20 protein-coding genes are annotated in these 22,345 nt (G+C 59.8%); 18 read left to right on the forward strand and 2 right to left on the reverse strand.

Features of this window, described 5'->3' with window-relative positions; all coding sequences use genetic code 11:
• Nucleotides 1-25 precede the first annotated feature (25 nt).
• From EXY20_RS00990 to EXY20_RS01020, 7 genes are all read left to right on the forward strand, one after another.
• Entirely contained in the window at nucleotides 26-697 is a 672-nt protein-coding gene (locus tag EXY20_RS00990) for an RraA family protein (protein WP_135546693.1), read from the forward strand.
• Nucleotides 698-768: 71 nt separating this feature from the next.
• Nucleotides 769-2,316 (forward strand): phosphoenolpyruvate carboxykinase (ATP), encoded by a 1,548-nt coding sequence (gene pckA, locus EXY20_RS00995; protein ID WP_135546695.1) that lies wholly within the window; start codon nucleotides 769-771, stop codon nucleotides 2,314-2,316.
• Between the two features lie 118 nt (nucleotides 2,317-2,434).
• Nucleotides 2,435-3,403 carry a 50S ribosomal protein L11 methyltransferase gene (prmA, locus tag EXY20_RS01000; RefSeq protein WP_135546697.1) on the forward strand — a complete coding sequence of 323 codons (969 nt, stop codon included), beginning with the start codon at nucleotides 2,435-2,437 and terminating at the stop codon, nucleotides 3,401-3,403.
• A 3-nt stretch (nucleotides 3,404-3,406) separates the two neighbouring features.
• Nucleotides 3,407-4,099, forward strand: coding sequence for a site-2 protease family protein (locus tag EXY20_RS01005; RefSeq protein ID WP_235885302.1), 693 nt, complete (start codon nucleotides 3,407-3,409; stop codon nucleotides 4,097-4,099).
• 341 nt (nucleotides 4,100-4,440) lie between these two features.
• A complete protein-coding gene (locus EXY20_RS01010; protein ID WP_135546699.1) occupies nucleotides 4,441-5,202 on the forward strand; it encodes a 16S rRNA (uracil(1498)-N(3))-methyltransferase in 762 nt (253 codons plus the stop codon).
• Between the two features lie 3 nt (nucleotides 5,203-5,205).
• On the forward strand, nucleotides 5,206-6,558 hold the full coding sequence (gene mtaB, locus EXY20_RS01015) for a tRNA (N(6)-L-threonylcarbamoyladenosine(37)-C(2))-methylthiotransferase MtaB (protein ID WP_135546701.1): 1,353 nt from the start codon (nucleotides 5,206-5,208) through the stop codon (nucleotides 6,556-6,558).
• 42 nt (nucleotides 6,559-6,600) lie between these two features.
• A complete protein-coding gene (locus EXY20_RS01020) occupies nucleotides 6,601-7,029 on the forward strand; it encodes an NUDIX hydrolase (RefSeq protein WP_135546703.1) in 429 nt (142 codons plus the stop codon).
• 6 nt (nucleotides 7,030-7,035) lie between these two features.
• On the opposite strand, the gene EXY20_RS01025 is transcribed toward EXY20_RS01020, so the two are convergent.
• Nucleotides 7,036-8,022, reverse strand: a complete 987-nt coding sequence (locus EXY20_RS01025; protein ID WP_135546705.1) for a Na/Pi symporter — start codon at nucleotides 8,020-8,022, stop codon at nucleotides 7,036-7,038.
• A gap of 187 nt (nucleotides 8,023-8,209) precedes the next feature.
• Between EXY20_RS01025 and EXY20_RS01030 the strand changes: the two genes are divergently transcribed.
• From EXY20_RS01030 to EXY20_RS01080, 11 genes are all read left to right on the forward strand, one after another.
• Nucleotides 8,210-9,577, forward strand: a complete 1,368-nt coding sequence (locus EXY20_RS01030; protein ID WP_135546707.1) for a class I SAM-dependent rRNA methyltransferase — start codon at nucleotides 8,210-8,212, stop codon at nucleotides 9,575-9,577.
• 385 nt (nucleotides 9,578-9,962) lie between these two features.
• Nucleotides 9,963-11,087: an ROK family transcriptional regulator gene (locus tag EXY20_RS01035; protein WP_135546709.1), complete on the forward strand. Its 1,125-nt coding sequence runs from the start codon at nucleotides 9,963-9,965 to the stop codon at nucleotides 11,085-11,087.
• 189 nt (nucleotides 11,088-11,276) lie between these two features.
• Nucleotides 11,277-12,467 carry a hypothetical protein gene (locus tag EXY20_RS01040; protein WP_135546711.1) on the forward strand — a complete coding sequence of 397 codons (1,191 nt, stop codon included), beginning with the start codon at nucleotides 11,277-11,279 and terminating at the stop codon, nucleotides 12,465-12,467.
• A 48-nt stretch (nucleotides 12,468-12,515) separates the two neighbouring features.
• Nucleotides 12,516-13,775: a DegT/DnrJ/EryC1/StrS family aminotransferase gene (locus EXY20_RS01045; RefSeq protein WP_135546713.1), complete on the forward strand. Its 1,260-nt coding sequence runs from the start codon at nucleotides 12,516-12,518 to the stop codon at nucleotides 13,773-13,775.
• A gap of 27 nt (nucleotides 13,776-13,802) precedes the next feature.
• Nucleotides 13,803-14,795 carry an NAD-dependent epimerase/dehydratase family protein gene (locus tag EXY20_RS01050; RefSeq protein ID WP_135546715.1) on the forward strand — a complete coding sequence of 331 codons (993 nt, stop codon included), beginning with the start codon at nucleotides 13,803-13,805 and terminating at the stop codon, nucleotides 14,793-14,795.
• Nucleotides 14,792-15,955, forward strand: a complete 1,164-nt coding sequence (locus tag EXY20_RS01055; RefSeq protein WP_135546717.1) for a Gfo/Idh/MocA family protein — start codon at nucleotides 14,792-14,794, stop codon at nucleotides 15,953-15,955. Before EXY20_RS01050 ends, EXY20_RS01055 begins: the two co-directional genes overlap by 4 nt.
• Nucleotides 15,956-15,998: 43 nt before the next feature.
• Entirely contained in the window at nucleotides 15,999-17,027 is a 1,029-nt protein-coding gene (locus tag EXY20_RS01060) for a TIM barrel protein (RefSeq protein ID WP_135546719.1), read from the forward strand.
• Between the two features lie 6 nt (nucleotides 17,028-17,033).
• Entirely contained in the window at nucleotides 17,034-17,912 is an 879-nt protein-coding gene (locus EXY20_RS01065; RefSeq protein ID WP_135546722.1) for a sugar phosphate isomerase/epimerase family protein, read from the forward strand.
• A 59-nt stretch (nucleotides 17,913-17,971) separates the two neighbouring features.
• Nucleotides 17,972-19,282 carry an ABC transporter substrate-binding protein gene (locus tag EXY20_RS01070; RefSeq protein ID WP_135546724.1) on the forward strand — a complete coding sequence of 437 codons (1,311 nt, stop codon included), beginning with the start codon at nucleotides 17,972-17,974 and terminating at the stop codon, nucleotides 19,280-19,282.
• Between the two features lie 129 nt (nucleotides 19,283-19,411).
• Nucleotides 19,412-20,299 carry a carbohydrate ABC transporter permease gene (locus EXY20_RS01075; protein WP_135546726.1) on the forward strand — a complete coding sequence of 296 codons (888 nt, stop codon included), beginning with the start codon at nucleotides 19,412-19,414 and terminating at the stop codon, nucleotides 20,297-20,299.
• Between the two features lie 27 nt (nucleotides 20,300-20,326).
• Nucleotides 20,327-21,157, forward strand: a complete 831-nt coding sequence (locus EXY20_RS01080; RefSeq protein ID WP_135546728.1) for a carbohydrate ABC transporter permease — start codon at nucleotides 20,327-20,329, stop codon at nucleotides 21,155-21,157.
• 216 nt (nucleotides 21,158-21,373) lie between these two features.
• Here EXY20_RS01080 and EXY20_RS01085 read toward each other — a convergent pair whose 3' ends face one another.
• The gene (locus EXY20_RS01085) at nucleotides 21,374-22,303 is read right to left on the reverse strand and encodes an amidoligase family protein (RefSeq protein WP_167858923.1); all 930 of its coding nucleotides are present in this window, start codon (nucleotides 22,301-22,303) and stop codon (nucleotides 21,374-21,376) included.
• Nucleotides 22,304-22,345: the final 42 nt, after the last annotated feature.

Consider the following 22,345-nt stretch of genomic DNA (forward strand, 5'->3'; position numbering starts at 1 on the left):
ACGACGCAAACTGGGAGGCTTGGCGATGAACGGAGACAAACTCGGCGACGACCGGCTGTTTGAACTGATGGTGCAAAAGCTGTATTCCGGTGTCATATGCGATACCATGGACGAACTGGGGTATCGCAATCAGGCGATGAACGAACGGCTGCGGCCGCTCGAAAACGACAAAACCATCGTAGGCAGGGCCAAAACGATTTTGGCGGTAGACGTGTATTACGTGCATGACAACCCGTACGATCTGGAAATAGAAGCGTTGGACAGCATCAAGCCGGGTGAAGTCGCTGTCGTGTCTACGAATCGGTCATCGAATAACGGCATCTGGGGAGAACTGCTTTCCACCGCGGCCCATATGCGCGGGGCTCGGGGCGCTATTGTCGACGGTCTGATTCGCGACACTTCCAGAATCGTCGAACTGGGCTTCCCCGTTTTTTGCACGGGGTTCAAGCCTGTCGATTCGCGCGGGAGAGGGCTTGTCGTCGATTACGATTGCCCGGTTGAAGCGGGCGGCATCGTTGTCCATCCGGGGGATCTGGTGTTTGCGGATCGGGATGGCGTAGCCGTCATTCCTTCCGGAATCGTTCAGGAAACCGTTCGAAGAGCGATCGAAAAAGTGGAACGCGAAAATCATACGAGAAAAGAGCTGCTCGAAGGAAAGCTGCTGAAGGAAGTTTACGAGAAGTACGGCGTACTTTAACGAAACCGAATCTTTCGGATGACAGACCACTTCGGTGGTCTGTTCGTCTATAGGGGGAGTGGAAGAAAATCATGAACAACGAACGGGTTGCCGGCAGCAAGGACGATCTTTTGGTCGACGCGCAAACGGTTCATCGCAATTTATCGGTTTCGCGCCTGTATGAACAGGCAATTGCCGGCCGCGAAGCCAAGCTGGCTTCTTCGGGCGCATTACAAGTGAGCACCGGTTCTTTCACCGGCCGTTCGCCCGGGGACAAATATATCGTGACGGACCCCTCCGTCGCCGATTTCATTGCGTGGGGAGACGTCAATAGGCCGCTGGCTCCGAACCGGTTCGATCGGCTGTACGATAAAGCGCGGCAATATATGTCCGGACGGGAAGTGTATGTATTCGAAGGGTATGCCGGCGCCGATCCGCTGCACCGCGTTCCGGTTCGCGTCGTGAATGAATTCGCATGGCAAAACCTGTTCGTCCGCCAGTTGTTTCTTCCTCGTCCCGAAGGAGAAACGAATCCGTTTGCGCCCGAGTTTACGGTCATTGCACTGCCCGATCTGCTGGCGGAGCCGGAGACGGACGGCACTCGTTCGGAAACATTTATCGTCATTTCGTTCGAGAAGAACATCATTTTGATCGGAGGCACCCACTATGCGGGTGAAATCAAAAAATCGCTCTTCAGCGTGCTGAATTACAAGCTGCCCTTCGAAGGCATTTTGCCCATGCACTGTTCGGCCAATGTTGGGGCGGACGGCGACGTCGCGCTTTTTTTCGGTCTGTCGGGCACAGGCAAAACAACGCTTTCCGCCGATCCGACCCGCCGGCTTATTGGCGACGACGAACACGGCTGGTCCGATACCGGCGTCTACAATTTTGAAGGCGGGTGTTATGCCAAATGCATCGGGCTTTCGAGGGAGAAGGAGCCGCAAATATGGGATGCCATTGGCTACGGAACGGTGCTGGAAAATGTAAAACTGGACGCCTTGACCGGAGAGGCCGACTATGCCAGCGCGGAAATAACGGAGAACACGCGGGCGGCTTACGCGATCGATCGTATTTCCAATGCCGTCGTTCCGGGTATGGCGGGCCATCCGGGCATCATCCTTTTTTTGGCCGCCGATGCATTCGGCGTGCTGCCTCCGATCGCCAAATTGACGAGCGAACAGGCCATCTACTACTTCCTGTCCGGCTATACCTCCAAACTGGCCGGAACGGAACGAGGCGTAACGGAGCCGGCGGCAACTTTCTCCGCTTGCTTCGGGGCGCCGTTTATGCCGCTGGCGCCAAAGAAATACGCCGAAATGCTGGGGCGCAACATTGCCCGGCACGGGTGCCGTGTGTATCTGGTCAACACCGGTTGGCGCGGCGGCGCAGCCGGCGTCGGGAAGCGGATGGAACTGCGGTATACAAGAGCGATGGTTACGGCGGCTATAGAAGGAACGATCGAACAGGCGTCGTATTCGGCGGATCCGATCTTCGGCCTTGCGCGCCCCGATCATGTGCCGGGAGTTCCGGACGAACTGCTGGATCCCCGCCATTCCTGGGGGAACAAAAACGATTACGACGTCAACGCGCGGCAGTTGAAGGAACGGTTTGAACGCAATTTCGCCAAGCTGTCCGAATAGCCTTTGATCGGCGGGCGTTATCCAGCCGGCCGTTTTTGCTCCGCGGCGCGGCATGTAGTACAATAGCCGTAGCACGCCCGCCAGGCGGGCAAGGATGGGAACGTGCAGGAGGATAACGATGCGTTGGCATGAAGTGACCGTACATACGACGGAAGAAGCCGTCGAAATGATTTCCAATTTTTTGCATGAGCTGGGCGCCGGCGGCGTTTCGATTGAAGAGTCGGGCACGCTGAATAAACCGCGCGATACGTCGCTTGGCCAGTGGTACGAGCTGCCGCTGAACGACATCCCGGAAGGACGCGCCGTCATCAAAGGCTACTTCGCTGAAGGCACCGCCATGGAAGGCGTCATGTCGGAGCTCGAGCGGCGTACGGCCGAATTGGCCGATTACGATATCGATACCGGCGATCCGACGTTTTCTGTTTGCGACGTGGACGACGAAGACTGGGCCGATTCGTGGAAGCAATATTTCAAGCCGCTGCGCATCTCGGACCGGCTGACGATCAAACCGACGTGGGAAAATTACGAAGCGGGGCAAGACGAACTCATCATCGAGCTGGACCCGGGCATGGCGTTCGGCACCGGCACGCATGCAACGACGGCGCTTTGCTTGCGCACGCTGGAGAAAGTGATTCAACCGGGCGACGATGTAATCGACGTCGGCACCGGCTCCGGCGTGCTGGCGATTGCGGCGGCGAAGCTGGGCGCGAAGCATGTGCTTGCGCTCGATCTCGATCCGGTCGCCGTATCCAGCGCGCAGGAGAACACGCGGCTGAACGGGCTGGAGCGGCACATTACGGTGCGCCTTAGCGATTTGCTGCAAGCGATCCGCACCGGCACTGGCGCCGATACGGGCGTCACCATACCGGTGCAAGTCGTCGTCGCCAACATTTTGGCCGAAATTTTGCTGCTGTTTATGGACGACGTTTACGAAGCGCTGCAGCCGGGCGGCACGTATATCGCCTCCGGCATCATTCACGCCAAGCAGCAGGATGTCGAGCAAGGCCTTGTTGCGGCGGGTTTCATCATAGAGGAACGGTATACCGAAACCGACTGGGTGGCCATCGTCGCCCGGAAAAGGAAGTGACGCGTGGATAATTTGGGTGGGTTGCTGCGATTTCCGCTGGACGAGCTGCCGTTCGTCATTTTGACCCTGGTCATCGCGTTTACGCTGCATGAATTTGCGCACGCCTATTCCGCCGACAAGTTCGGCGATCCGACGCCGCGTTCGATGGGCCGGGTGACGCTCGACCCGCGGGCGCACCTCGATTTGCTCGGCTCGATCATGATTTTGCTGCTCGGCTTCGGCTGGGCCAAGCCGGTGTGGATCAAGCGCAGCAACTTCCGGCATCCGCGCACGATGAGCATCGTCGTGGCGCTGGTCGGGCCGCTTTCCAACCTGCTGCTCGTCTTTATCAGCATGCTGACCTTGTACATCGTTGCCAGTTCCGTCGGCTTCGAATCGATGTCCGGCGGCACGTTTCAGGCGGTTCACGTCTTTCTGTCCTATATGGTCGGCATCAATGTGATCTTGTTCATCTTTAACCTGCTGCCGCTGCCTCCGCTCGACGGATACCGCATCGTGTCGGAATTTTTGCCGCTGCGGACGCGGCTTAAGGTGCAGCAATACGAGCAATGGTTCGTTTATATCTTTTTGCTGTTCGTGTTTTTGCCGCCGCTTTACAGGGCGGTGCTCGGACCGGTTTTTGGCTTGCAGGATCCGATTCTCGATTTTCTCGACAGCATCATCAGGCCTTTTTTCGACATTCGGATTAATTGGTAAGTAAAAGATGACGAACCCGCCAGCGCCCCGCCGGTTAAAAATGCCGGCAGTGGCGCGGCGGGTTTGTTTTGTTGTATGATGGGGTGTGGACATTTTGTATAGGATGAGAGTTCAAAAAGTCGGGTTTTCAGCACCGAGAAGGTTGCGAGAACCTGAAAAAGGAGTAGCGGAGTTTAGGCAAAACCCGATACAGGGAGTTTAGCTTCGCTAAACTCTCCCCGCTAACGAAATGAGCAACGGACTTCGAAGGTGAACGCAAGATTCGATGCCGAATACGCTTCTCGACTAAGCTTCGTGATCAAAAGCCGGCTTTTTGAACAACCTCTAAAAGGATGACGGTTATGCAGCGTTATTTTGTAGCACCTGAGCAGTTTGTCGGCCAGCGGGTGACGATCGGCGGCGACGATGCCCATCATTTGCAACGCGTCATGCGGGCGGAGCCGGGCGATCAGCTGATCGTCTGCGACGGGAACGGCCGGACGGCGCTGGCATCGATCGCGAGTCTCGCCAAAACGGAAGTGGTGGCGGACATCGTGCGGGAAGTGGAAGAAAGCCGCGAAGCGGACGTTGACATATGGATCGCCCAGAGCTTGCCGAAAGGCGACAAGCTGGAAACGGTCATTCAGAAAGGCACGGAGCTCGGCGCGAGCCGGTTCATTCCGTTCGAATCCGAACGGACGGTCGCTTACTACGACGGCAAGAAGGAAGAGAAGAAGCTCGAACGCTGGCGCAAAATCGCCAAAGAAGCGGCAGAGCAGGCGCACCGCAGCCGCTTGCCGGTAATCGAAGCGCCGTGCGGCTGGAAACGGCTGCTCGAAGCGGCAGGTCAAGCGGATCTTGCGCTCATTTGCTACGAGAAGCAGGACGAAAAGTCGCTGCGATCGCTGCTGCGGGAATGGGCGCAAACCGAGGGAGCCGCACAGACCGGGACGGTGCTGGTCATCGTCGGCCCCGAAGGCGGCTTCGCCGAGCGCGAAATCCGCGAAGCGGCGGAAGCGGACTGCCGGCCGGTCAGCTTGGGCAGACGCATTCTGCGCACGGAAACGGCGGCATTGGTCGCACTCTCGTGCATACTATACGAAACCGGAGAAATGGGAGGTTGACCTATGCCGCGCGTTGCGTTTCACACCCTTGGCTGCAAAGTGAACTTTTATGAAACCGAAGGCATTTGGCAGCTGTTCAAAAACGAAGGCTACGAGCAGGTCGATTTCGAATCGCCTGCCGATGTTTATTTGATTAATACGTGCACCGTCACGAATACCGGCGACAAGAAGAGCCGTCAAGTGATCCGCCGCGCGATCCGGCGCAATCCGGAAGCGATCGTCGCCGTGACCGGCTGCTACGCCCAGACGTCGCCCGCCGAAGTGGCGGCCATCCCCGGCGTCGACATCGTCATCGGCACGCAGGATCGCGACCGCATCATACCGCTCGTCAACCGGTTCCGTCAGGAGCGCGAGCCGATCAATGCGGTGCGCAACATTATGAAGGCGCGCGAATTCGAAGAGCTGAACGTGCCGGAATTCGCCGACCGCACGCGCGGCTTCCTCAAGATCCAGGAAGGCTGCAACAATTTCTGCACCTTCTGCATCATTCCGTGGTCGCGCGGCCTGCTGCGCAGCCGCAAGCCGGAAAGCGTGCTGCAGCAGGCGCGGCAGCTTGTGGACGGCGGCTACCAGGAAATCGTGCTGACCGGCATACACACCGGCGGTTACGGCGAGGATTTGGATCATTACAGCCTGGCGAAGCTGCTGTGGGAGCTCGACAAGGTGGACGGGCTGAAACGCATCCGCGTCAGCTCGATCGAAGCGAGCCAAATTACGAACGAAGTGCTCGACGTGCTGCGCGGCTCGGAGAAAATGTGCCGTCATTTCCACATCCCGCTGCAAGCCGGCAACGACGACGTGCTGAAGCGGATGCGGCGTAAGTACACCACGGCGGAATACGGACGCAAGATCGAGCTCATCCACGACATCATGCCGGACGTGGCGATTACAACGGACGTGATCGTCGGTTTCCCCGGCGAAACGGAAGCGATGTTCCGCGACGGGTTTGCTTTTATGGAGCGGATGCAATTTGCGGAAATGCACGTGTTCCCTTACTCCAAACGGACCGGCACGCCGGCGGCGCGGATGGAGGACCAGATCGACGAAGAAACGAAAAACGAACGAGTGCACGAGCTGATCGATTTGTCCGAACGGCAGCAGCTGGCGTATTCGATGCGTTTCGTCGGCCAGGTGCTGGACGTTATTCCGGAGCGCATCGTTAAGGAAGAACCGGGCAGCGGGCTGATCGCCGGTTATTCGGACAATTATTTGCAAGTGGTGTTTCCGGGCAGCGAGGATATGCTGCGCAAGCTCGTCAAAGTGAAAATTGTCGCCCCCGGCGTGAACGAGTGCCGAGGCAGCTTCGTGCGGACGCTTGATTCGGCAGCGCTCCCGCTGCAGGCGGCCATCGTTTAGGAACGGCCCACGCAAGCTCCGCGCGGAAAGGGGAGATAACGGATGAAAGAAATTTCGGCAGGCGGCGTCGTGTATCGCGTAGCGTCCGGCGAACTGGAAGTGCAGCTCATTCAGGACCGCTACGGCAAAATTACGCTGCCTAAAGGCAAGATGGAGCCGGGCGAAACGATCGAACAAACCGCGCTCAGGGAAATCGTCGAAGAGACGGGCATCGAAGGGCGGATTGTCGAGCAATTGGAAACGGTGATTTACCAATATATGCATCCGGAAGCCGGTCCCGTCGACAAAGAGGTGCATTATTATTTGGTCGAAGCGATCGGCGGTTCGCTCCAGGCCCAAATCGAGGAAATCCGCGGCGTCGAATGGATGAAGCCGATGACGGCGTGGAAGAAGCAGAAGCAGTTCGGCTACGGCAACAACGCGAGTGTGCTGCGCAAGGCGCTGGAGCGGCTCGGCTTCGACGTGAAGTAACTTGGTTCATGCGGGTTTGCGCCGCGACGGAAGGTAACAAATCGGCAATGCAAGCAGCGAGCAGGAGACGTTGAACAGCGTTTGCGCTTGCGCGATTTGGCCGGCGGGCGTGGCGCTCAGCAGCGCCGCCGTTTGTTCCAGCAGCCCGATCAACGGGTAAAAGAGCAATGCGCCGCCCGCGTTCAGCGCGATGTGCGTCCAGGCGACCCAGCGGCCGTAGCGGCTACCGCTTGCGCTTGCGATCAGCGCGGTGGCGCAAGTGCCGATATTGGCGCCGATGACGATGGCGATGCCGAGGGTCGGCGATATCGCCTGCGTCGCGGCGAGGCTCATCGCCATGGCGATGCAGGCGGCGCTGCTGTGGATAAGCGCCGTCAGCGCGGCGCCCGCGAGCACGCCCCAGAGCAGGCTCGTTTGCGCCAGCGCGATGAAGGCGTCCAGCGTGCCGCGTTCGCGCAGTGCCGGAGCGATGCTTTGCAGCACTTGCATCGCCAGCAGCACGCAAGCGAAGCCGGCGGCGGCAAGCGCGCCGTAACGCAGCGCCAGCGGCCGGTGCGGCCGCACGGGAGCGGGGGCCGTCGCCGAAGCGGCGCGCCGGGCGCCGAGCGGCAGCGGCAGCCAGCTTGCGGCGCAGACAGCCGAAGCCGTGAGCAGCAGCGGCACTGCCAACCGGTCGAGGCCGCCGCCGAGCAGCGTTGTCGTCAGGCAGGTGCCGATGTTGGCGCCGAGAATGACGCCGAGCGTTTGGCGGAAACGGATCAGGCCGGCGTTGACGAGGCCGATGGTGGCGACGGTGACGGCGGTGCTGCTTTGCAGCGCTGCCGTCACCGCTGCCGAAGCGGCCATCCCGCGCGCCGGCGTGCGCGTGAACCGCGCCAGCGCGGCGGCCAGCCGCGGACCGGCGAGCCTATCGAGCGCCATCTCCATGATTTTCATACCGAAAAGAAACATCGCCAGCCCGGCGCCCAGAGGGGCAATGATCGCGGCAAACATGGGCGGATCGCCTCCGTCTATTGGCATTTACATCCTTCATTTGCAACCATCGGGGAAGGTTGCCGGCGGCTTGGCCGCCGTTCCTCACACTATATGACAAGCCCGGTGCAGCGATGAATGGAAGTTCCCGCGCTTCAGGCGGCGCGTTGGCGCGTTAACGATGAATGACGGTTAAGGAGCACCTAATATGGCAGCGATTTATTTGCAGCGAGGCAGGAAGAAACGGTTGGAAGAAGGCCATCCGTGGATTTATCGGAACGAAATCGAGCGGATCGACGGCTCGCCCGAACCGGGCGCCATCGTAAGCGTTCACGCCCATAACGGGCAATATCTTGCCACAGGCTATTACAACGAACAGTCGCAATTGGTTGTGCGCATCGTTTCGTATCAGCCGCTGGAGGAGATGACGACGGAATGGTTCGCCGAGCGGTTCGAGGCGTGCGCCGCGTACCGCCGCCGATTCGCTTCCGGGGTCGGCGATTCGTATCGGCTCGTGTACGGCGAAGCCGATTATTTGCCCGGCCTCGTCATCGACAAGTTCGGCGACGTGCTTGTCGTGCAGCTGCTGTCGCTCGGCATGGACAAGCGTAGGGGCGCCATTGTCAAGGCGCTCGCGAAAATTTTGCAGCCGACCGGCATCTACGAGCGCAGCGACGTTGGCGTACGATCGCTCGAAGGGCTCGAGCCGCGCAAAGGGCCGCTGTACGGCGAATGCCCGCAGCATGTGACGATCGTCGAAAACGGCCTGCGGCTGGAGATCGACATTTGGGAAGGGCAGAAGACCGGCTACTTTTTCGACCAGCGGGAAAATCGTGCGGCGCTTGCGCCGCTCATGCTCGGCTACGGCCAGCGCAGCGGCATTACACTGCAGCCTTCGGCTGCGCCCGGCGAGCCGCCGGTGCCGACGAACGCCAAAGGCAACGCCGTCACGTTCCCGTATTGGGATGGCGCCACCGTGCTGGAATGTTTCTCCCATACCGGCAGCTTTACGCTGCATGCATGCAAGTACGGCGCGAAGAAAGTGACGTGCCTCGACATTTCCGCCCACGCGATCGAAAGCGCCAAACGCAATGTCGGTCTGAACGGCTTCGAGGACCGCGTGGAATTCGTCGTCGCCGACGCGTTCGATTATTTGCGCTCGCAGTCGCGCGGGCTGGACCAGCGCCGCGAGCGCGCCCAGGGCGGCATCGGCAAGAAGGTCGACACGTCGCAGAAGCTGGAAAGCGACGGGCGCACCTGGGACGTCGTCATTCTCGACCCTCCGGCGTTCGCGAAGACCAAAGGCGCGGTAGCGCAAGCGTGCCGCGGCTACAAGGACATCAACCTGCACGGCATGAAGCTGGTGAACGAAGGCGGTTTTCTCGTTACGGCGAGCTGCTCGTATCATGTACGGCCGGAGCTGTTTCTCGAGACGATCCAGTCGGCGGCGGTCGATGCCGGCAAGCTGCTGCGGCTCGTCGAATGGCGCGGCGCGGGCAAGGATCATCCGCAGCTGCTCGGCGCCAGCGAAAGCGACTACCTCAAATTTGCGATATTCGAAGTGCGCAGCCGGTAGTTGGTTGGCGAATGCCGCCGCGGCGCGGTGAGTCGGGTTATCGCGGCGAGCCAGCCGGCGACGGGGTTAGAAATAGGCCATGATTTATGGGCTATTTCACCGAAAATGGCGGGTGGTTGCGAAATAACCAGTGAAATCGTTGGCTATTTTGGGAAACCGTTCGATTTTGCGGCGGTTTGACCCGAATAGCCCGTGTTTTCGCTGGTTATTTTTGTCGTAGGGAAGGAAATTGGGCGAATAGGCCATTTTTTATGGGTTATTTAGGCGGGGGACGGTCTCGCTGCGTTAGAACGGGCCTGGTTTCGCTGGCGTGGCGCCAATTATTTCACAAAGTTAATTAAATGTGGTACAATGAGGCAAAAGGCTTGAAAGGATTGGCGGTTGGATGTTGAACGAATCGGAAGTGTTGGTGTTGAAGTTCATTCAGCAGGGGGAAGGCATTTCGCGCAAAACGCTGGCGGAAAAAACCGGTCTTTCCCAGGCATCGATTACGAAAATTACGCAGAAGCTGGCTTCCGAACGGTACATTGTGGAGGGAGAGCGCATCGGCAGCGGTCTGGGCCGCAAAGAGGTGTTGTTGTACCCGGACCCGGACAAGTTTACGTTTCTCGGCATCGATATCGGCGGCTACCGGCTGCGCCTTGCGCTGGCCGACTACCGGTTCGAGATCAAACGGTACGAGGAGTTTCTGATCGAAGATTTCGAAGAGAAGGACAACGTGCTGGAGGAACTGTTCGGCAAAATCGAACTATTCCTCGCGGCAGCCGGCGCGGCATCCGTCGATGCGATCGGCGTCAGCGTCACCGGCATCATCGACAAAGCGAAACGAAAGATCATGAACATCCCCAATTTGCTGCGATGGGATAATGTGGACATCGTCGCTTCGCTGCACGAACGGTTTGCAACGCCGGTGTATTTGGAAGAGAGCGGCCGCACGATGGCTTTCGCCGAGAAGCTGGTCGGGAAAGCGAAGGACGTGGAGGATTTTATCGTCGTCCACGTCGCGTACGGCGTCGTCGCCGGCATTTTCATCAACGGCGAGCCGCTGCGCGGGGTGAATAACGTCGGCGGGCTGCTTGGCCACATTACCGTCGACGAAAAGGCGGGCCGCTGCCGCTGCGGCAACTTCGGCTGTCTGGAAAACATCGTCACGTTTCCGATGCTCGAGAAGCAGTTTGCGGAACGAATGCAAACGCCAGGCACGCTGGCCGAAGCGTATGCGGTCAACGACAAAGTCGCGCTCGACGTCTGCATCGAAGCCGGCAAAGCGATTGGCATCGTCCTGAGCAACGTCGTCAATTTGTTTAATCCGCAAACCATCTATTTGGGCGGCTCGGTGTTCGAGCGGTTTCCGCTTGTGCTGGAAGAAGTGAAACGCACCGTGCTGCTGCGCGCGAACCGGTTCGCGACCCTCGGCATGACGCTGGACAAAAGCTCCTTCGGAGACAGGCAAGGGATCATGGGGGCGCTTACGCTCGCCGGTTCGTCGTTTATTTCGGCATTTGAATGAATCGCCTTCTCCCGCAATGCCGACTGACCGTACTTTTGCGCCACCTCGCCAACGGGGTGGTTTTTTCGTGCAAAAAAGTGGTTTACAAATCGTTCTTTCTGTAATATATTTTACTTAATAAATTATATATTCGATAATATGACTATATAATTTATAACGTGATAAAAGAATCGGGGAGGACGCGACGACATGTCTACGCTTTATGGCGCCTTTCGCAAGGTGAAGATGACGCCGGAAGAACCGACGCCGCTGCAAGGGTACGATCCGAATGCTTATATCGCGGATCCGGCGACGGATGTGCTGGACGATCTTTACGCCCGCGTGATCGTGCTGGACGACGGCGCGCGGCGGAATGTGCTGGTCAGCGTCGACTGCTGCCTGACGAACGAAACGACGTTCCAGGCAGCCGATCCGGGCGGCAAGCCGCTGATTTACCGCCATCTGCTGATGACGTTCCCGGAAGGGACGCGGCGGCAATGGGCGGCGGAAGCGGGAATTGACGAGCTGGACGTATCCGTGCACGCCACGCATACGCACAGCGCGCCGGAGCATTTTGCCGCCAAGTACACCAACCGGATCGCCGGCGCGATCCGTGAAGCGGCCGCGGATCTGAAACCGCTGCGGTTGAGGATTGCGGCGGGGGATACGGCGGTTTCGTCGAACCGCCGTCCGCGGCTGTCGCACAACGAAGCGCTGCCGATCGACAAGACGTTGACGGTTGCCGTATTCGAAGACGAAGCGGGATGCCCGGTCGGCGGCATCGTCAACTGCGCGGTGCATCCGACGCTGCTGGTCAACCCGTTCCATCGCGTCTCCGCCGAATTCGTCGGCTTGGCGGTCAAGCGCTGGGAAGAAGCGGTTGGCGGCGGGTTCGCAGCGCTGTTCGTCCAGGGATTTTCCGGCGACGTCGGCCCTTACGGCCATAACCGCAGCGAACCCGGCGATTCTTATCCGTGGGTACAGCGGCTCGGCGAGCAGTTTTACGCGGAAATCGACCGGCTGGCCGCCCGTGCCGAAAGGGCCGCCGCCGTTCCGCTCGTTTGTGCGTCAAGCAGCGTGCGGCTGCCGACGAAGGCCGGTTATTTCAAGCCTGAGATCGCCGTTTCCCTTCACGCGCTGCGCATCGGCGAGCTGCTGCTGTTCTCCGTTCCCGCCGAAGTGTTTAACGGCTACACCGGTTTTGTCCGTTCGTTCTCGCCGCTCCCTTTCACGATGTGCGCGGGAATCAGCAACGGCTATTGCGGCTACTTGCCGACTGCGCAGGCATTCAACGACGGGCTCGGCGGCTACGAGATGAACACGACCCCTTACCGGGAAGAAGCTAGCGGCTTGTTCGCCGAAGCTGCGAAACGGCTGCTCGGGCAATTCGACCGCACTTAGCGGCCGGCCGCTTCAATCAGCAAACAACAGGAGAGAGGAGCATACGACATGCAAACCGGCAACAACCATACCCCCGTTCGCACGAAACCGTGGAATTTCGGCATGCTCAGCACGGAGGAGTTCGGCCAGCAGGAGAAAGAACTTGTGCTTGGCGTGCTGGAGAAGAAACGAGTGTTCCGCTATTACGGCAAAGACAAGGAGCAGTCCGAAGCGTACCGGCTGGAGCAGCTGTACCGCGAGCGCACCGGCGCGAAGTATGCGCTGGCCGTCAACGCCGGCACGTCGGCGCTTGTCGCCGCCTTGATCGGCGCCGGCATCGGGCCGGGCGACGAAGTGATCGTGCCCGCCTATACTTACATCGCCACGGCGGCAGCCGTACTGATCGCGCGGGCGGTGCCGGTTATCGTCGAAGTCGACGACTCGCTGACAATCGATCCGCAAGCGTTCGAAGATGCGATCACGCCGCACACGAAGGCGGTCATCCCGGTGCACATGCGCGGCGTGCCCTGCCGGATGGATGCGATCATGGAGGTAGCCAGCCGGCACGGCCTGCTCGTCATCGAGGACGTGGCCCAGGCAAACGGCGGTTCCTACCGGGGGCAGGCGCTCGGCTCGTTCGGGCTCGCCGGCTGCTTCAGCTTCCAGCAATACAAGCTGATTACCGCCGGGGAAGGCGGCATGATCGTCACGAGCGACGAAAAGCTGTACGAACGCGCGAACATTTATCACGACTCGGCTTTTGTCTATTGGGACATGAACGAGGAGAACCGCGAGCCGACGTTTCCCGGAGAAAATTACCGGCTGAGCGAAATCAACGCCGCGCTCGCGCTCGCCCAGTCGCAGCGGATCAACACGATTGTCGCGCGGCTGCAGAGCATCAAGTCGGCCATCTCGCAAGGCATCGCCGATTTGCCGGACATCCGGCTGCAGACAATTCCCGATCCGCAAGGCGACGTTTCGTACAGCCTCGTGTTTTATTTGCCGACGGTGGAGATGTCGCAGCGCTTCTCGCGCAAGCTGTCGGACGAAGGCATTCCGAACGGCACGATCAACAACAACGGCTTCGCCGACCGGCACATTTACAAAAACTGGACCTACGTGATGGAAAAGCGCGGGGCGTCCGAACGCGACACGCCGTGGAACTGCGAGAGCTACAAAGGCAATGTGCAATATTCGCCGGACATGTGTCCGAAGACGCTGGACTGGCTCGGCCGGGCGATTGCGATCGGCTTGCACCAGCATATGACGGAGGAAGATTGCGGCGACGTCGTCCGCGCCATTCGCAAGACGGCCGGCGTCTTATCGTAAGCGCTTACCAAGGAGGAACGCCAACGCATGAACGTACTCGTATTGGGCGGCACGGGCAATATCAGCCGCAGCATCGTGGCGCTGCTGCTGCGCCAGGGGCACGAAGTTGCGGTATTCAACCGTGGGGAAACGGAGGACGACCTGCCGCCGGACGTGCGGCGGCTGCACGGCGACCGGCGCGACCGCGACGCGTTCGAAAGCGCGATGCGCCGGCTGCGGCCGGACGCCGTGATCGACATGATCAGCTTCACGCCGGAGGACGCGGCGAGCAGCGTGCGCGCTTTTGCCGATGTCGGCCATTTCGTGCATTGTTCGACGACGTGCACATACGGCGTCGCCTTCGCCGGTTATCCGGTACGCGAGGACCATCCGCTGCAGCCGATTACGGCTTACGGCGCCGGCAAGGCCGCAGGCGAACGCGTTCTGCAGGGCGCCTGGCGGTCGGCGCGCTTCCCGGTCACCGTCTTGAGGCCGTCGACCACGTACGGGCCGCGCATGGGGCTGCTGCGCCAGATCGCGCGCGACTTTTCGTGGCTGGACCGGATTCGGCGCGGCAAGCCGATCGTCATGTGCGGCGACGGCAATGCGCTGCATCAATTTCTGCACGTTGACGATGCGGCCAAGGCGTTCGTCGGCGTCATCGGCAAAACCCATTGCGTCGGCGAAATTTACAATACGGTCCGGGAAGGCTGCATCACCTGGAAAGATTACCACCGGACGGCGATGGACGTCATCGGCCGCGAAACGGAGCAGATCGGCATTCCGTTCCGCGAGCTGATGCGGGCCGACGCGAAGCGGTTCGCCATCTGCCACGACATTTTCGCTCACCATTGCTACTACGATGCGGCGAAGCTGTACCGCGACGTGCCGGAGTTCCGGCCGGAAGTGTCGCTGGCGGCCGGAATGCGCCAAGTGCTTGAGGCGCTCGATCGTGAAGGCCGCGTACCCGACAGCGACGGCGAAACGTGGGAAGACCGGCTCATACAGGCGCAGCGAACCGGATGGGAGGCATACGAATGACGGATAAACGGCACGTGCGCATCGGCATGATCGGCTATCGGTTTATGGGCAAGGCGCACAGCCACGCTTACCGGGATTTGTCGTTTTACTTCGACCCCGCCGCCGTTCCCGTGATGCAGGCGATCTCCGGGCGCGACGAGGCGCAAGTGCGCGGAGCGGCGGCTAAACTGGGCTGGCGGTCGTACGAAACCGACTGGCGCAAACTGATCGAACGCGACGACATCGACCTGATCGACATCGGCGCGCCGAACAACGCGCATGCCGAAATGGCGATCGCCGCCGCCGAAGCGGGCAAGCACATTCTGTGCGAGAAGCCGCTGGCGATGACGGCGGACGAAGCGGGACGCATGCTGGAAGCCGTGCGCAAGGCGGGCGTCGTCCATATGATTTGCCACAATTATCGCTTCGTACCGGCGATCCGTTACGTCAAGCGGCTGATCGACGAAGGCCGATTAGGCCGCATTTACCACATGCGAGCGACTTATTTGCAGGACTGGATCATGGACCCGCAGTTTCCGCTTGTCTGGCGGCTGCGCAAGGAATTGTGCGGATCGGGAACGCACGGCGACCTGATGGCGCATTCGATCGATCTGGCCCGTTATCTCGTCGGGGAACTTACCGAAGTGACGGGGATGATGGAGACGTTCGTCAAGCGCCGCCCGCTCGGCGAAATGACCGGCGGCTTGAATGCCGAAGCGTTCGGGGAGCGTACGGGCGCAGTCGACGTGGACGATGCGGTGGCGTTTCTCGGCCGGTTCGCCTGCGGAGCGCTCGGCGTATTCGAGGCGTCGCGCTTCGCCAAAGGCAACCGCAACGGCAACCGGTTCGAAATCAACGGCTCCCAAGGTTCGGTGCGCTGGGATATGGAGAACATGAACCACCTGCAGCTTTATTTGGAAGACGACCCGCAAGGCATGCAGGGCTTTCGAACGATCCAGTGCACGGAGGCCGTTCACCCGTACGCCGGGGCGTATTGGCCGGCCGGACACATCATCGGCTACGAGCATACGTTCATCAACCTCATGCACGAGCTGATGGAAGGTATTGCCGGCGATCGCTCCCCGGCTCCCAATTTTGAGGACGGCTATCGCAACCAGCTTGTGCTGGACGCGGTGGAACGTTCGGCGAGCGGCAGGAATTGGATAACGGTCGGGTCCTGACGGATACGCCCGACAACACGACATAGGGACAGGAGCAAACGACATGACAACCCGGTTTTCCTTCGGACCGTGGAACATCCACGAAGGCGCCGATCCGTTCGGCGCGCCGGTCCGGTTATCGTACGCATTTCAGGAGAAGCTGGCGGCGTACCGCGAGCTCGGCTTTGAGGGTGTGCAGCTTCACGACGACGATATTGTGCCGGACATCGAGGCCAAAACGTATGCTGAAACGATGAAGCGGGCCGCCGACGTGCGCGGCATGCTGGAGGCGCACGGCCTCGTGACGGAAATCGTCGCGCCTCGCCTGTGGGACAGCGCCGGCACGATCGACGGCGGCTTCACGTCGAACGACGCCCGCGAGCGAGCAGCCGCCATCGAACGGTCGAAACGGACGATCGACATCGCCCGGGAAATGGGCACGGACCGGCTCGTGTTATGGCTCGCCCGGGAAGGCACGTACATACGCGAAGCGAAAAACCCGGTCGACGCCGTCCACCGCATCGTCGAAGCGATCGACCAACTGCTCGCCTATGACAAGCACATCCGCATCCTGATCGAACCGAAGCCTAATGAGCCGATGGACCAGGCGTACATCCCGACGATCGGCCACGCTTTGTCGCTCGCCTGGCACACGTCCGATTCCGACCGGGTCGGCGGGCTGATCGAATCGGCCCACTGCATCCTCGCCGGGCTCGACCCTTCCGACGAGATGGGCTACGCGCTCGCCCTCGGCAAGCTGTGGAGCGTCCATCTGAACGACCAGAACGGGCTGAAATACGACCAGGACAAATCGTTTGCGTCGGACAATCTGCGCCGGGCGTTCAACCAGGTGCGCGTGCTCGTGGACAACGGCTACGGCAAGAACGGCGAATTCGTCGGGCTGGACGTCAAGGCGATGCGCACCCAGCCGCGCGAGCTGTCGTTCAAGCATTTGGCCAACAGCAAAAAAATGTACGAACTGCTCGAGGACAAAGTGCGCACCTACGACAGGGCCAAGGAGCGGCGATTTATCGAAGCGCGCGACTATGAAGGCTTGGACGAATACGTGCTGAGCCATTTGCTGGGGAGGTGACGCAAGTTGACGGCATTCAAAGGAAAAGTGGCGGTTCACGCGATCACATGGGGCCACGATTATTTGCTCGGCTTCGAGGAGGCGGCGGCGCTCGGCTACACGGCGATCGAACCGTGGCCGACGTTCGTGCTGCAGTTCGAGAACCGCGAGAACGAGCTGCAGGAGACGCTGGATCGCTACGGGCTGCGCATGTCCGGCGTGTACGGCGGCGCGTCCGGCGAGTCGGGCCGGCGGTTCGCCGATCCGGCGAAGCGCAGCGATATTGTGTTGCACAACGAGAAGCTGGCGCGTATTGCCGCGCGCTGCGGCGCCTCGCATATCGTCTTCGGACCGGGCGGACCGCGCAACGCGCCGGCTTCCCCCGAAGAGACGAAACAAGCGGCGATCACGATCAACGAAGCGGCCAAACGTACGCTCGAGTACGGCGTGAAAGCTTGCGTGCACCCGCATCTGTGGACGGAGCTGCAGGACGAAAACGAGCTCGACGCGCTGATGGAGCTGTGCGGCCCGGAGGTGTATTTTGCCCCCGACACGGCGCATTTGGCCGGTGCGGGCATGGATGTGCCCGCCATTGTCCGGCGTTACCGCGACCGCGTCGCCTATGTGCACTTGAAGGATTTGATGCCGGCCGAGGCGCGCATCGAAGATTTTCCGATGCTGATGGGCAACGAGGCGCTGCCGGTTTTTTGCGAGCTGGGTCTTGGCCCGATCGACTTCCCGCCGATTATCGGGGCGCTGAACGAGATCGGCTACGACGGCTGGCTGACGGTCGAAATCGACCGTTCGACGAGCACGCCGTACAACAGCTTGCGCATTTGCCGCGATTTTGTCGAACAGCAGCTTGGCATCCGGGTTCGGGGCGTCGCGGAGGACGGCCGCCGTTAGCGTTATCCGACTATCGCTTGCGATAGTTTGATATAACATTTCCTACAGGGGGAATCGATATGTTCAAACGCAGAGCAATGATGGCAGCGGGATGCGCGGTACTGGCGGCGGCCGTTGCGGGATGCGGCGGGGGCGGGGGCGCCTCGGGCGGAACGAGGGCGTCGGCCAAACCGGCGGACAGCGCGGCGGCATCCGCCAAAACAAGCGACAAAAAAGTGACCCTGACGTTCTGGAAGGCGCCGCACATCAAGACGGAAAAAGACGTCTGGGCGAAAATCATCGAAAAATTCGAAGCGGAAAATCCGAACATCAAGGTCGAGTTTCTGGAAACGCCGTGGGACGGCTGGGACCAGAAATATACGGCGGCTTTCGCCGGCAGCAGCCCGCCCGACGTTTCGTACATGTCCGAGTATTTCGTCAAATTCGCCCAGAACGGCAAGCTCGCCGATCTGTCGAATTATTTCACCAAGGAGGAGCGGGGCAAATATTCGCCGAGCGTCATCGACTACTTGACGGTGAACGGAAAAATTTACACGAAGCCGTTTCTCGCCGGCACGTCGGTCGTGCTGTACAACAAGGACATCTTCGAAAAAGCGAACGCCAAAATTCCGACGACGTGGGACGAACTGGTGACGACGGCCAAACAGCTGACCAAAGGGCAGGAGCAATGGGGGATCGGCGGACTCGACGCGCTGAATACGGTCGCTTTCATGGGCCAGGCGGGGGCCAACCTGTACGCGGACAACAACAAAAACATCGCCAAGCTCGGCCTCGATACGCCGGAAGGGATCAAAGGGCTGCAGTTCTACACCGATCTCGTGCGCAAGGAGAAGGTGTCGCCGCCGATCGATTTCTTCAGCAAACCGGAGCAGGAAAACCAGGCATTCTTCGACGGCAAAATCGCCATGTACTACGCCCAGGTCAGCTTCACCGGCACGATCAAAACGAACGCTCCGAATTTGCGCTACGGCGCCTTCCTCAATCCGGCCGGACCGGCGGCCGATCCGAACAAGAAGCGGGAAGCGTACGCCGGCATCGGCACGCTGGCGATCGCCGAAGCGTCCAAGCACAAGGACGAGGCATGGAAATTCATCCAGTTCGTTACCTCGCCGGCCAATGCCAAAATGTATCTCGAAGCCGCCGGCTTCCTGTCGCCGCTGGCGGAAGCGAACAATGACATGTACAAGGGCGACGAAATTATGGACGTAGCCAAAGAATCGATCAAATCGATGGTCATCTGGACGCCGAACGAAAAATTCGGCAAAGTGCTCGACATCGTCAGGCAAATGCGGGAGGCGGCTTTCCGCGGGGCAAAAACGCCGGAGCAGGCGATCAAGGACGCCGTCAAAGAGTACGACAACGCGAATTGACCGTGCCGGGGCGAATGCCAAACGGCAACGTTCGCTTCGCTCCAGGGCAGGAATGTCCGTTTTTCAGGGTCGGGCGCAAGCCCGGCCCTGCGGTGCGGAAACAGCGGCAACAACAGGAGGGGGGCGCCCATGACTTCGCGCAAAGCCAATCTGACCCGACATTTGATTTCGTATTCGTTTTTGTTTCCTTATTTGCTGCTGGCGGCCGTATTCGCCTTTTTGCCATTTGCCGTCATCATTATCCTCAGTTTTACGCAGGGCACGCTGCTCGACATCGACAGCCTGAAATGGATCGGCTTCGGCAACTACACGAAGCTGTTCGCCAATTTGTCCACGTACGCCAAAGCGTTTCTCAACTCGCTGTTTTACGCCGCCGTCATTATCCCTGCCGGGCAACTGACCGCGCTGGCGCTGGCCTTTCTCATCCGTCGCAAAAGCAAGGCGAACGCGGTGTTCGAAACGGTATTTTTCAGCCCGATCATCATTTCGATGACGGCGGCGGGCGTCATTCTCGCTTACGTTCTGGCCAAGACGGGGCCGCTTAATTATGTGCTGTCGCTGTTCGGCATCGCCGGGATCAACTGGTTCGGCGATCCGGTTATGGCCAAGCTCGGGGTCGGCATTCTGGAAATCTGGAAAGGGGCGACGTTCTACACGTTCATCTATATCGCCGCTTTGCGCAACATTCCGGCCGATTATTTCGACGCCGCCAAAATCGACGGCGCCGGCTTATGGCACGAAATTTGGCACCTGTCGCTGCCGCTGATCAAAAACGCGATTTTGCTCAGTGTCGTCATGACGACGATTTTTGTGTTTCAAATCTACGATTCGATCTATATTTTGACCGGCGGCGGGCCGCTGCGGGGAAGCGAAAGCGTCGTGTTTTTCATTTACCGGGTGACGATACAGGACGATCAGATCGGGCTCGGGGCGGCGATTTCCATCGTGTTCATGCTGTTCGTGATGCTCATTTCGCTGCTGCAGATGAAGCTGCTGAAGTCCGACACGGAATACTGAGGCTGAACGCCACGGGAGGGAAAACATTTGGCCACGAACAAACTGCTGACCGCGTTGAAATTTTTGCTGCTGATCGTCGCGTCCTGCGCCGTTGTGCTGCCGATCTGGCTGCTCTTCGTGTCCTCGTTTCGCCAGACGACCAATGTCCTGACGTATCCGCCCAAGCTGTGGCCCGACGACGGCGACTTCGCCAATTACCGGGAACTGTTCGCCGGGACTCGGTACCAGTTCGGCCGCTGGTTTCTGAACAGCGCCTTGGTTGCGGGCGTCAGCACGGCATTTTGCCTGCTTGTCAGCGCGATGGCCGGTTATGCTTTTGCACGAAGGACGTTTCCCGGCAAAAAAACGATTTTTGCGCTCATCTTGTCGACGATGATGGTGCCCGGCATTGTGACGCTTATTCCGGGCTTCCTGATCGTCGACCGGCTCGGCTGGACGAACTCATATTGGGGGCTTGTTGTACCTACGGTGGCGAGCACTTTCGGCGTATTCCTGATGCGCCAGTTTATTCAGGTGCTGCCGAGCGAATTGGAGGAATCGGCCCGGCTTGACGGGTGCAGCGATTACGGCGCTTTTTTCAAAATCATTTTGCCGATGACGGCGCCGTCGCTTGGCGTACTGGCGATTTTTCATTTTATCGGCAACTGGGGGAGTCTTATCTGGCCGCTGGTCATTACGACAGAAGCGAAAATGCAAACGCTGCCAGTAGGCATCGCGGGGATGAAAACGTTCGAGTCGAACACGTCGGGCACGATAATGGCCGCGACGTTTTTGTCCTTCATTCCGCTGTTCATCGTGTTCCTGTTCGCCCGGGAGAAATTTATCGAAGGCGTTACGGCCGGGGCGGTCAAAGGGTGAGGGAAGGCGCAAAGTCGGTAACCTTGCGAAATAAGCAATGAAAAACGGCCTATTCGGCGCACTTTACCTGCTTCGCCTGAAATAGCCAGTGAAACACTGGTTATTTTGAGTAACTAGCCTCAAAATAAGGTTTTAGAAGGAAATAGCCAGTGAAATCACTGGCTATTTCCTTGTTATTATCGACCATTTTTGGTGAAATAGCCCATAAAACATGGCTTATTTCGAAACCGATGCAGGCACCGTTACCCTCATTTCGGCCAACTCCCAGCCCGCTTCCGTCGGCCGGGCGATCAGCCGGAGCGTTCCTTCGTCCGGCCGCTCGGCGACGACGAGCAGTCCGCTCGCGACGGGAAACAGATGCAACAGCTCGGCTCCGGGGTGAAAGCGTTCGAGGTGCGGCGCCAATACCGGCAGCATCGTTTCCTCCAGCCACATGCGCTCCCGATACCATCGCGGCGCTTCCAGCGCGGGCGGGTACCCGCCCGGCGGCGCGCCCAACTCGGCGGCCAGCCGCGCCGGGTCGGCTGGCAGTTCCGCGCCTGCCCCTACGGCGGCGACAAAACGCAGGCATAGCTCGACGGTGTTCGCGATTTCGTCGTAATCGAGCGAGCCGTTGGCGTAACGAATCTCCACGGTGCCGATGTCGAACCATGCGGCCGCATTGATCCCGCAGCGGTGCGACTGCGGGCGGCCTTGGCGGCGTAAAGCTTCTTGCGACGGCTTCGCGGCATAAAGCTTCGCCATCTCCTCTGTCGTCGGCGGGCAGTAGATAAGCCGGTCGGCGCTCGTTTGCAGCAGTGCCTGCAGCGCATCTTGCGTCCGGAGCGCCGCCGCCAGCAGCGGAGCGATGACCGGTTCTCCCCACGCCGCCAAATCGACATGGACGTGCAGCCCGCAGCTCCAGTTCGCCGTCGCTCCCGAGCGCAGCAGCCGTCCCAGCATCGTGCGGATTTGCCCGCGTTCCGCCCACAGGAGCGGCGGCGTCTTCAATTCGCTGCCCGAGGGTTCGCCGGCTTCGTCGATTTGCCGCTCGTCAAGCGACATGACCCAGCCGGGCAGAAGCGGCGTCCGTTCCGGGTCCCCGCCAATAAATTCGATTTCCGCGCCGAAGCGGATGTTCCGCCAATCAATTAAAAGCGGCCACATGTGATTGCCCCCTCGAATGTTTGCTCGGTATGTTCTTTTGCG

The sequence above is a fragment of the Paenibacillus cymbidii genome, assembly GCF_004764705.1.
Taxonomy (GTDB): domain Bacteria; phylum Bacillota; class Bacilli; order Paenibacillales; family NBRC-103111; genus Paenibacillus_AN; species Paenibacillus_AN cymbidii.

Excerpts from the sequence above, each read along its gene's own strand:
- EXY20_RS00990 (WP_135546693.1), top strand. The coding sequence starts at position 26 with ATGAACGGAGACAAACTCGGCGACGACCGGCTGTTTGAACTGATGGTG.
- pckA (WP_135546695.1), top strand. The coding sequence starts at position 769 with ATGAACAACGAACGGGTTGCCGGCAGCAAGGACGATCTTTTGGTCGAC.
- prmA (WP_135546697.1), top strand. The coding sequence starts at position 2,435 with ATGCGTTGGCATGAAGTGACCGTACATACGACGGAAGAAGCCGTCGAA.
- EXY20_RS01010 (WP_135546699.1), top strand. The coding sequence starts at position 4,441 with ATGCAGCGTTATTTTGTAGCACCTGAGCAGTTTGTCGGCCAGCGGGTG.
- mtaB (WP_135546701.1), top strand. The coding sequence starts at position 5,206 with ATGCCGCGCGTTGCGTTTCACACCCTTGGCTGCAAAGTGAACTTTTAT.
- EXY20_RS01020 (WP_135546703.1), top strand. The coding sequence starts at position 6,601 with ATGAAAGAAATTTCGGCAGGCGGCGTCGTGTATCGCGTAGCGTCCGGC.
- EXY20_RS01025 (WP_135546705.1), bottom strand. The coding sequence starts at position 8,022 with ATGTTTGCCGCGATCATTGCCCCTCTGGGCGCCGGGCTGGCGATGTTT.
- EXY20_RS01030 (WP_135546707.1), top strand. The coding sequence starts at position 8,210 with ATGGCAGCGATTTATTTGCAGCGAGGCAGGAAGAAACGGTTGGAAGAA.
- EXY20_RS01035 (WP_135546709.1), top strand. The coding sequence starts at position 9,963 with ATGTTGAACGAATCGGAAGTGTTGGTGTTGAAGTTCATTCAGCAGGGG.
- EXY20_RS01040 (WP_135546711.1), top strand. The coding sequence starts at position 11,277 with ATGTCTACGCTTTATGGCGCCTTTCGCAAGGTGAAGATGACGCCGGAA.
- EXY20_RS01045 (WP_135546713.1), top strand. The coding sequence starts at position 12,516 with ATGCAAACCGGCAACAACCATACCCCCGTTCGCACGAAACCGTGGAAT.
- EXY20_RS01050 (WP_135546715.1), top strand. The coding sequence starts at position 13,803 with ATGAACGTACTCGTATTGGGCGGCACGGGCAATATCAGCCGCAGCATC.
- EXY20_RS01055 (WP_135546717.1), top strand. The coding sequence starts at position 14,792 with ATGACGGATAAACGGCACGTGCGCATCGGCATGATCGGCTATCGGTTT.
- EXY20_RS01060 (WP_135546719.1), top strand. The coding sequence starts at position 15,999 with ATGACAACCCGGTTTTCCTTCGGACCGTGGAACATCCACGAAGGCGCC.
- EXY20_RS01070 (WP_135546724.1), top strand. The coding sequence starts at position 17,972 with ATGTTCAAACGCAGAGCAATGATGGCAGCGGGATGCGCGGTACTGGCG.
- EXY20_RS01075 (WP_135546726.1), top strand. The coding sequence starts at position 19,412 with ATGACTTCGCGCAAAGCCAATCTGACCCGACATTTGATTTCGTATTCG.
- EXY20_RS01085 (WP_167858923.1), bottom strand. The coding sequence starts at position 22,303 with ATGTGGCCGCTTTTAATTGATTGGCGGAACATCCGCTTCGGCGCGGAA.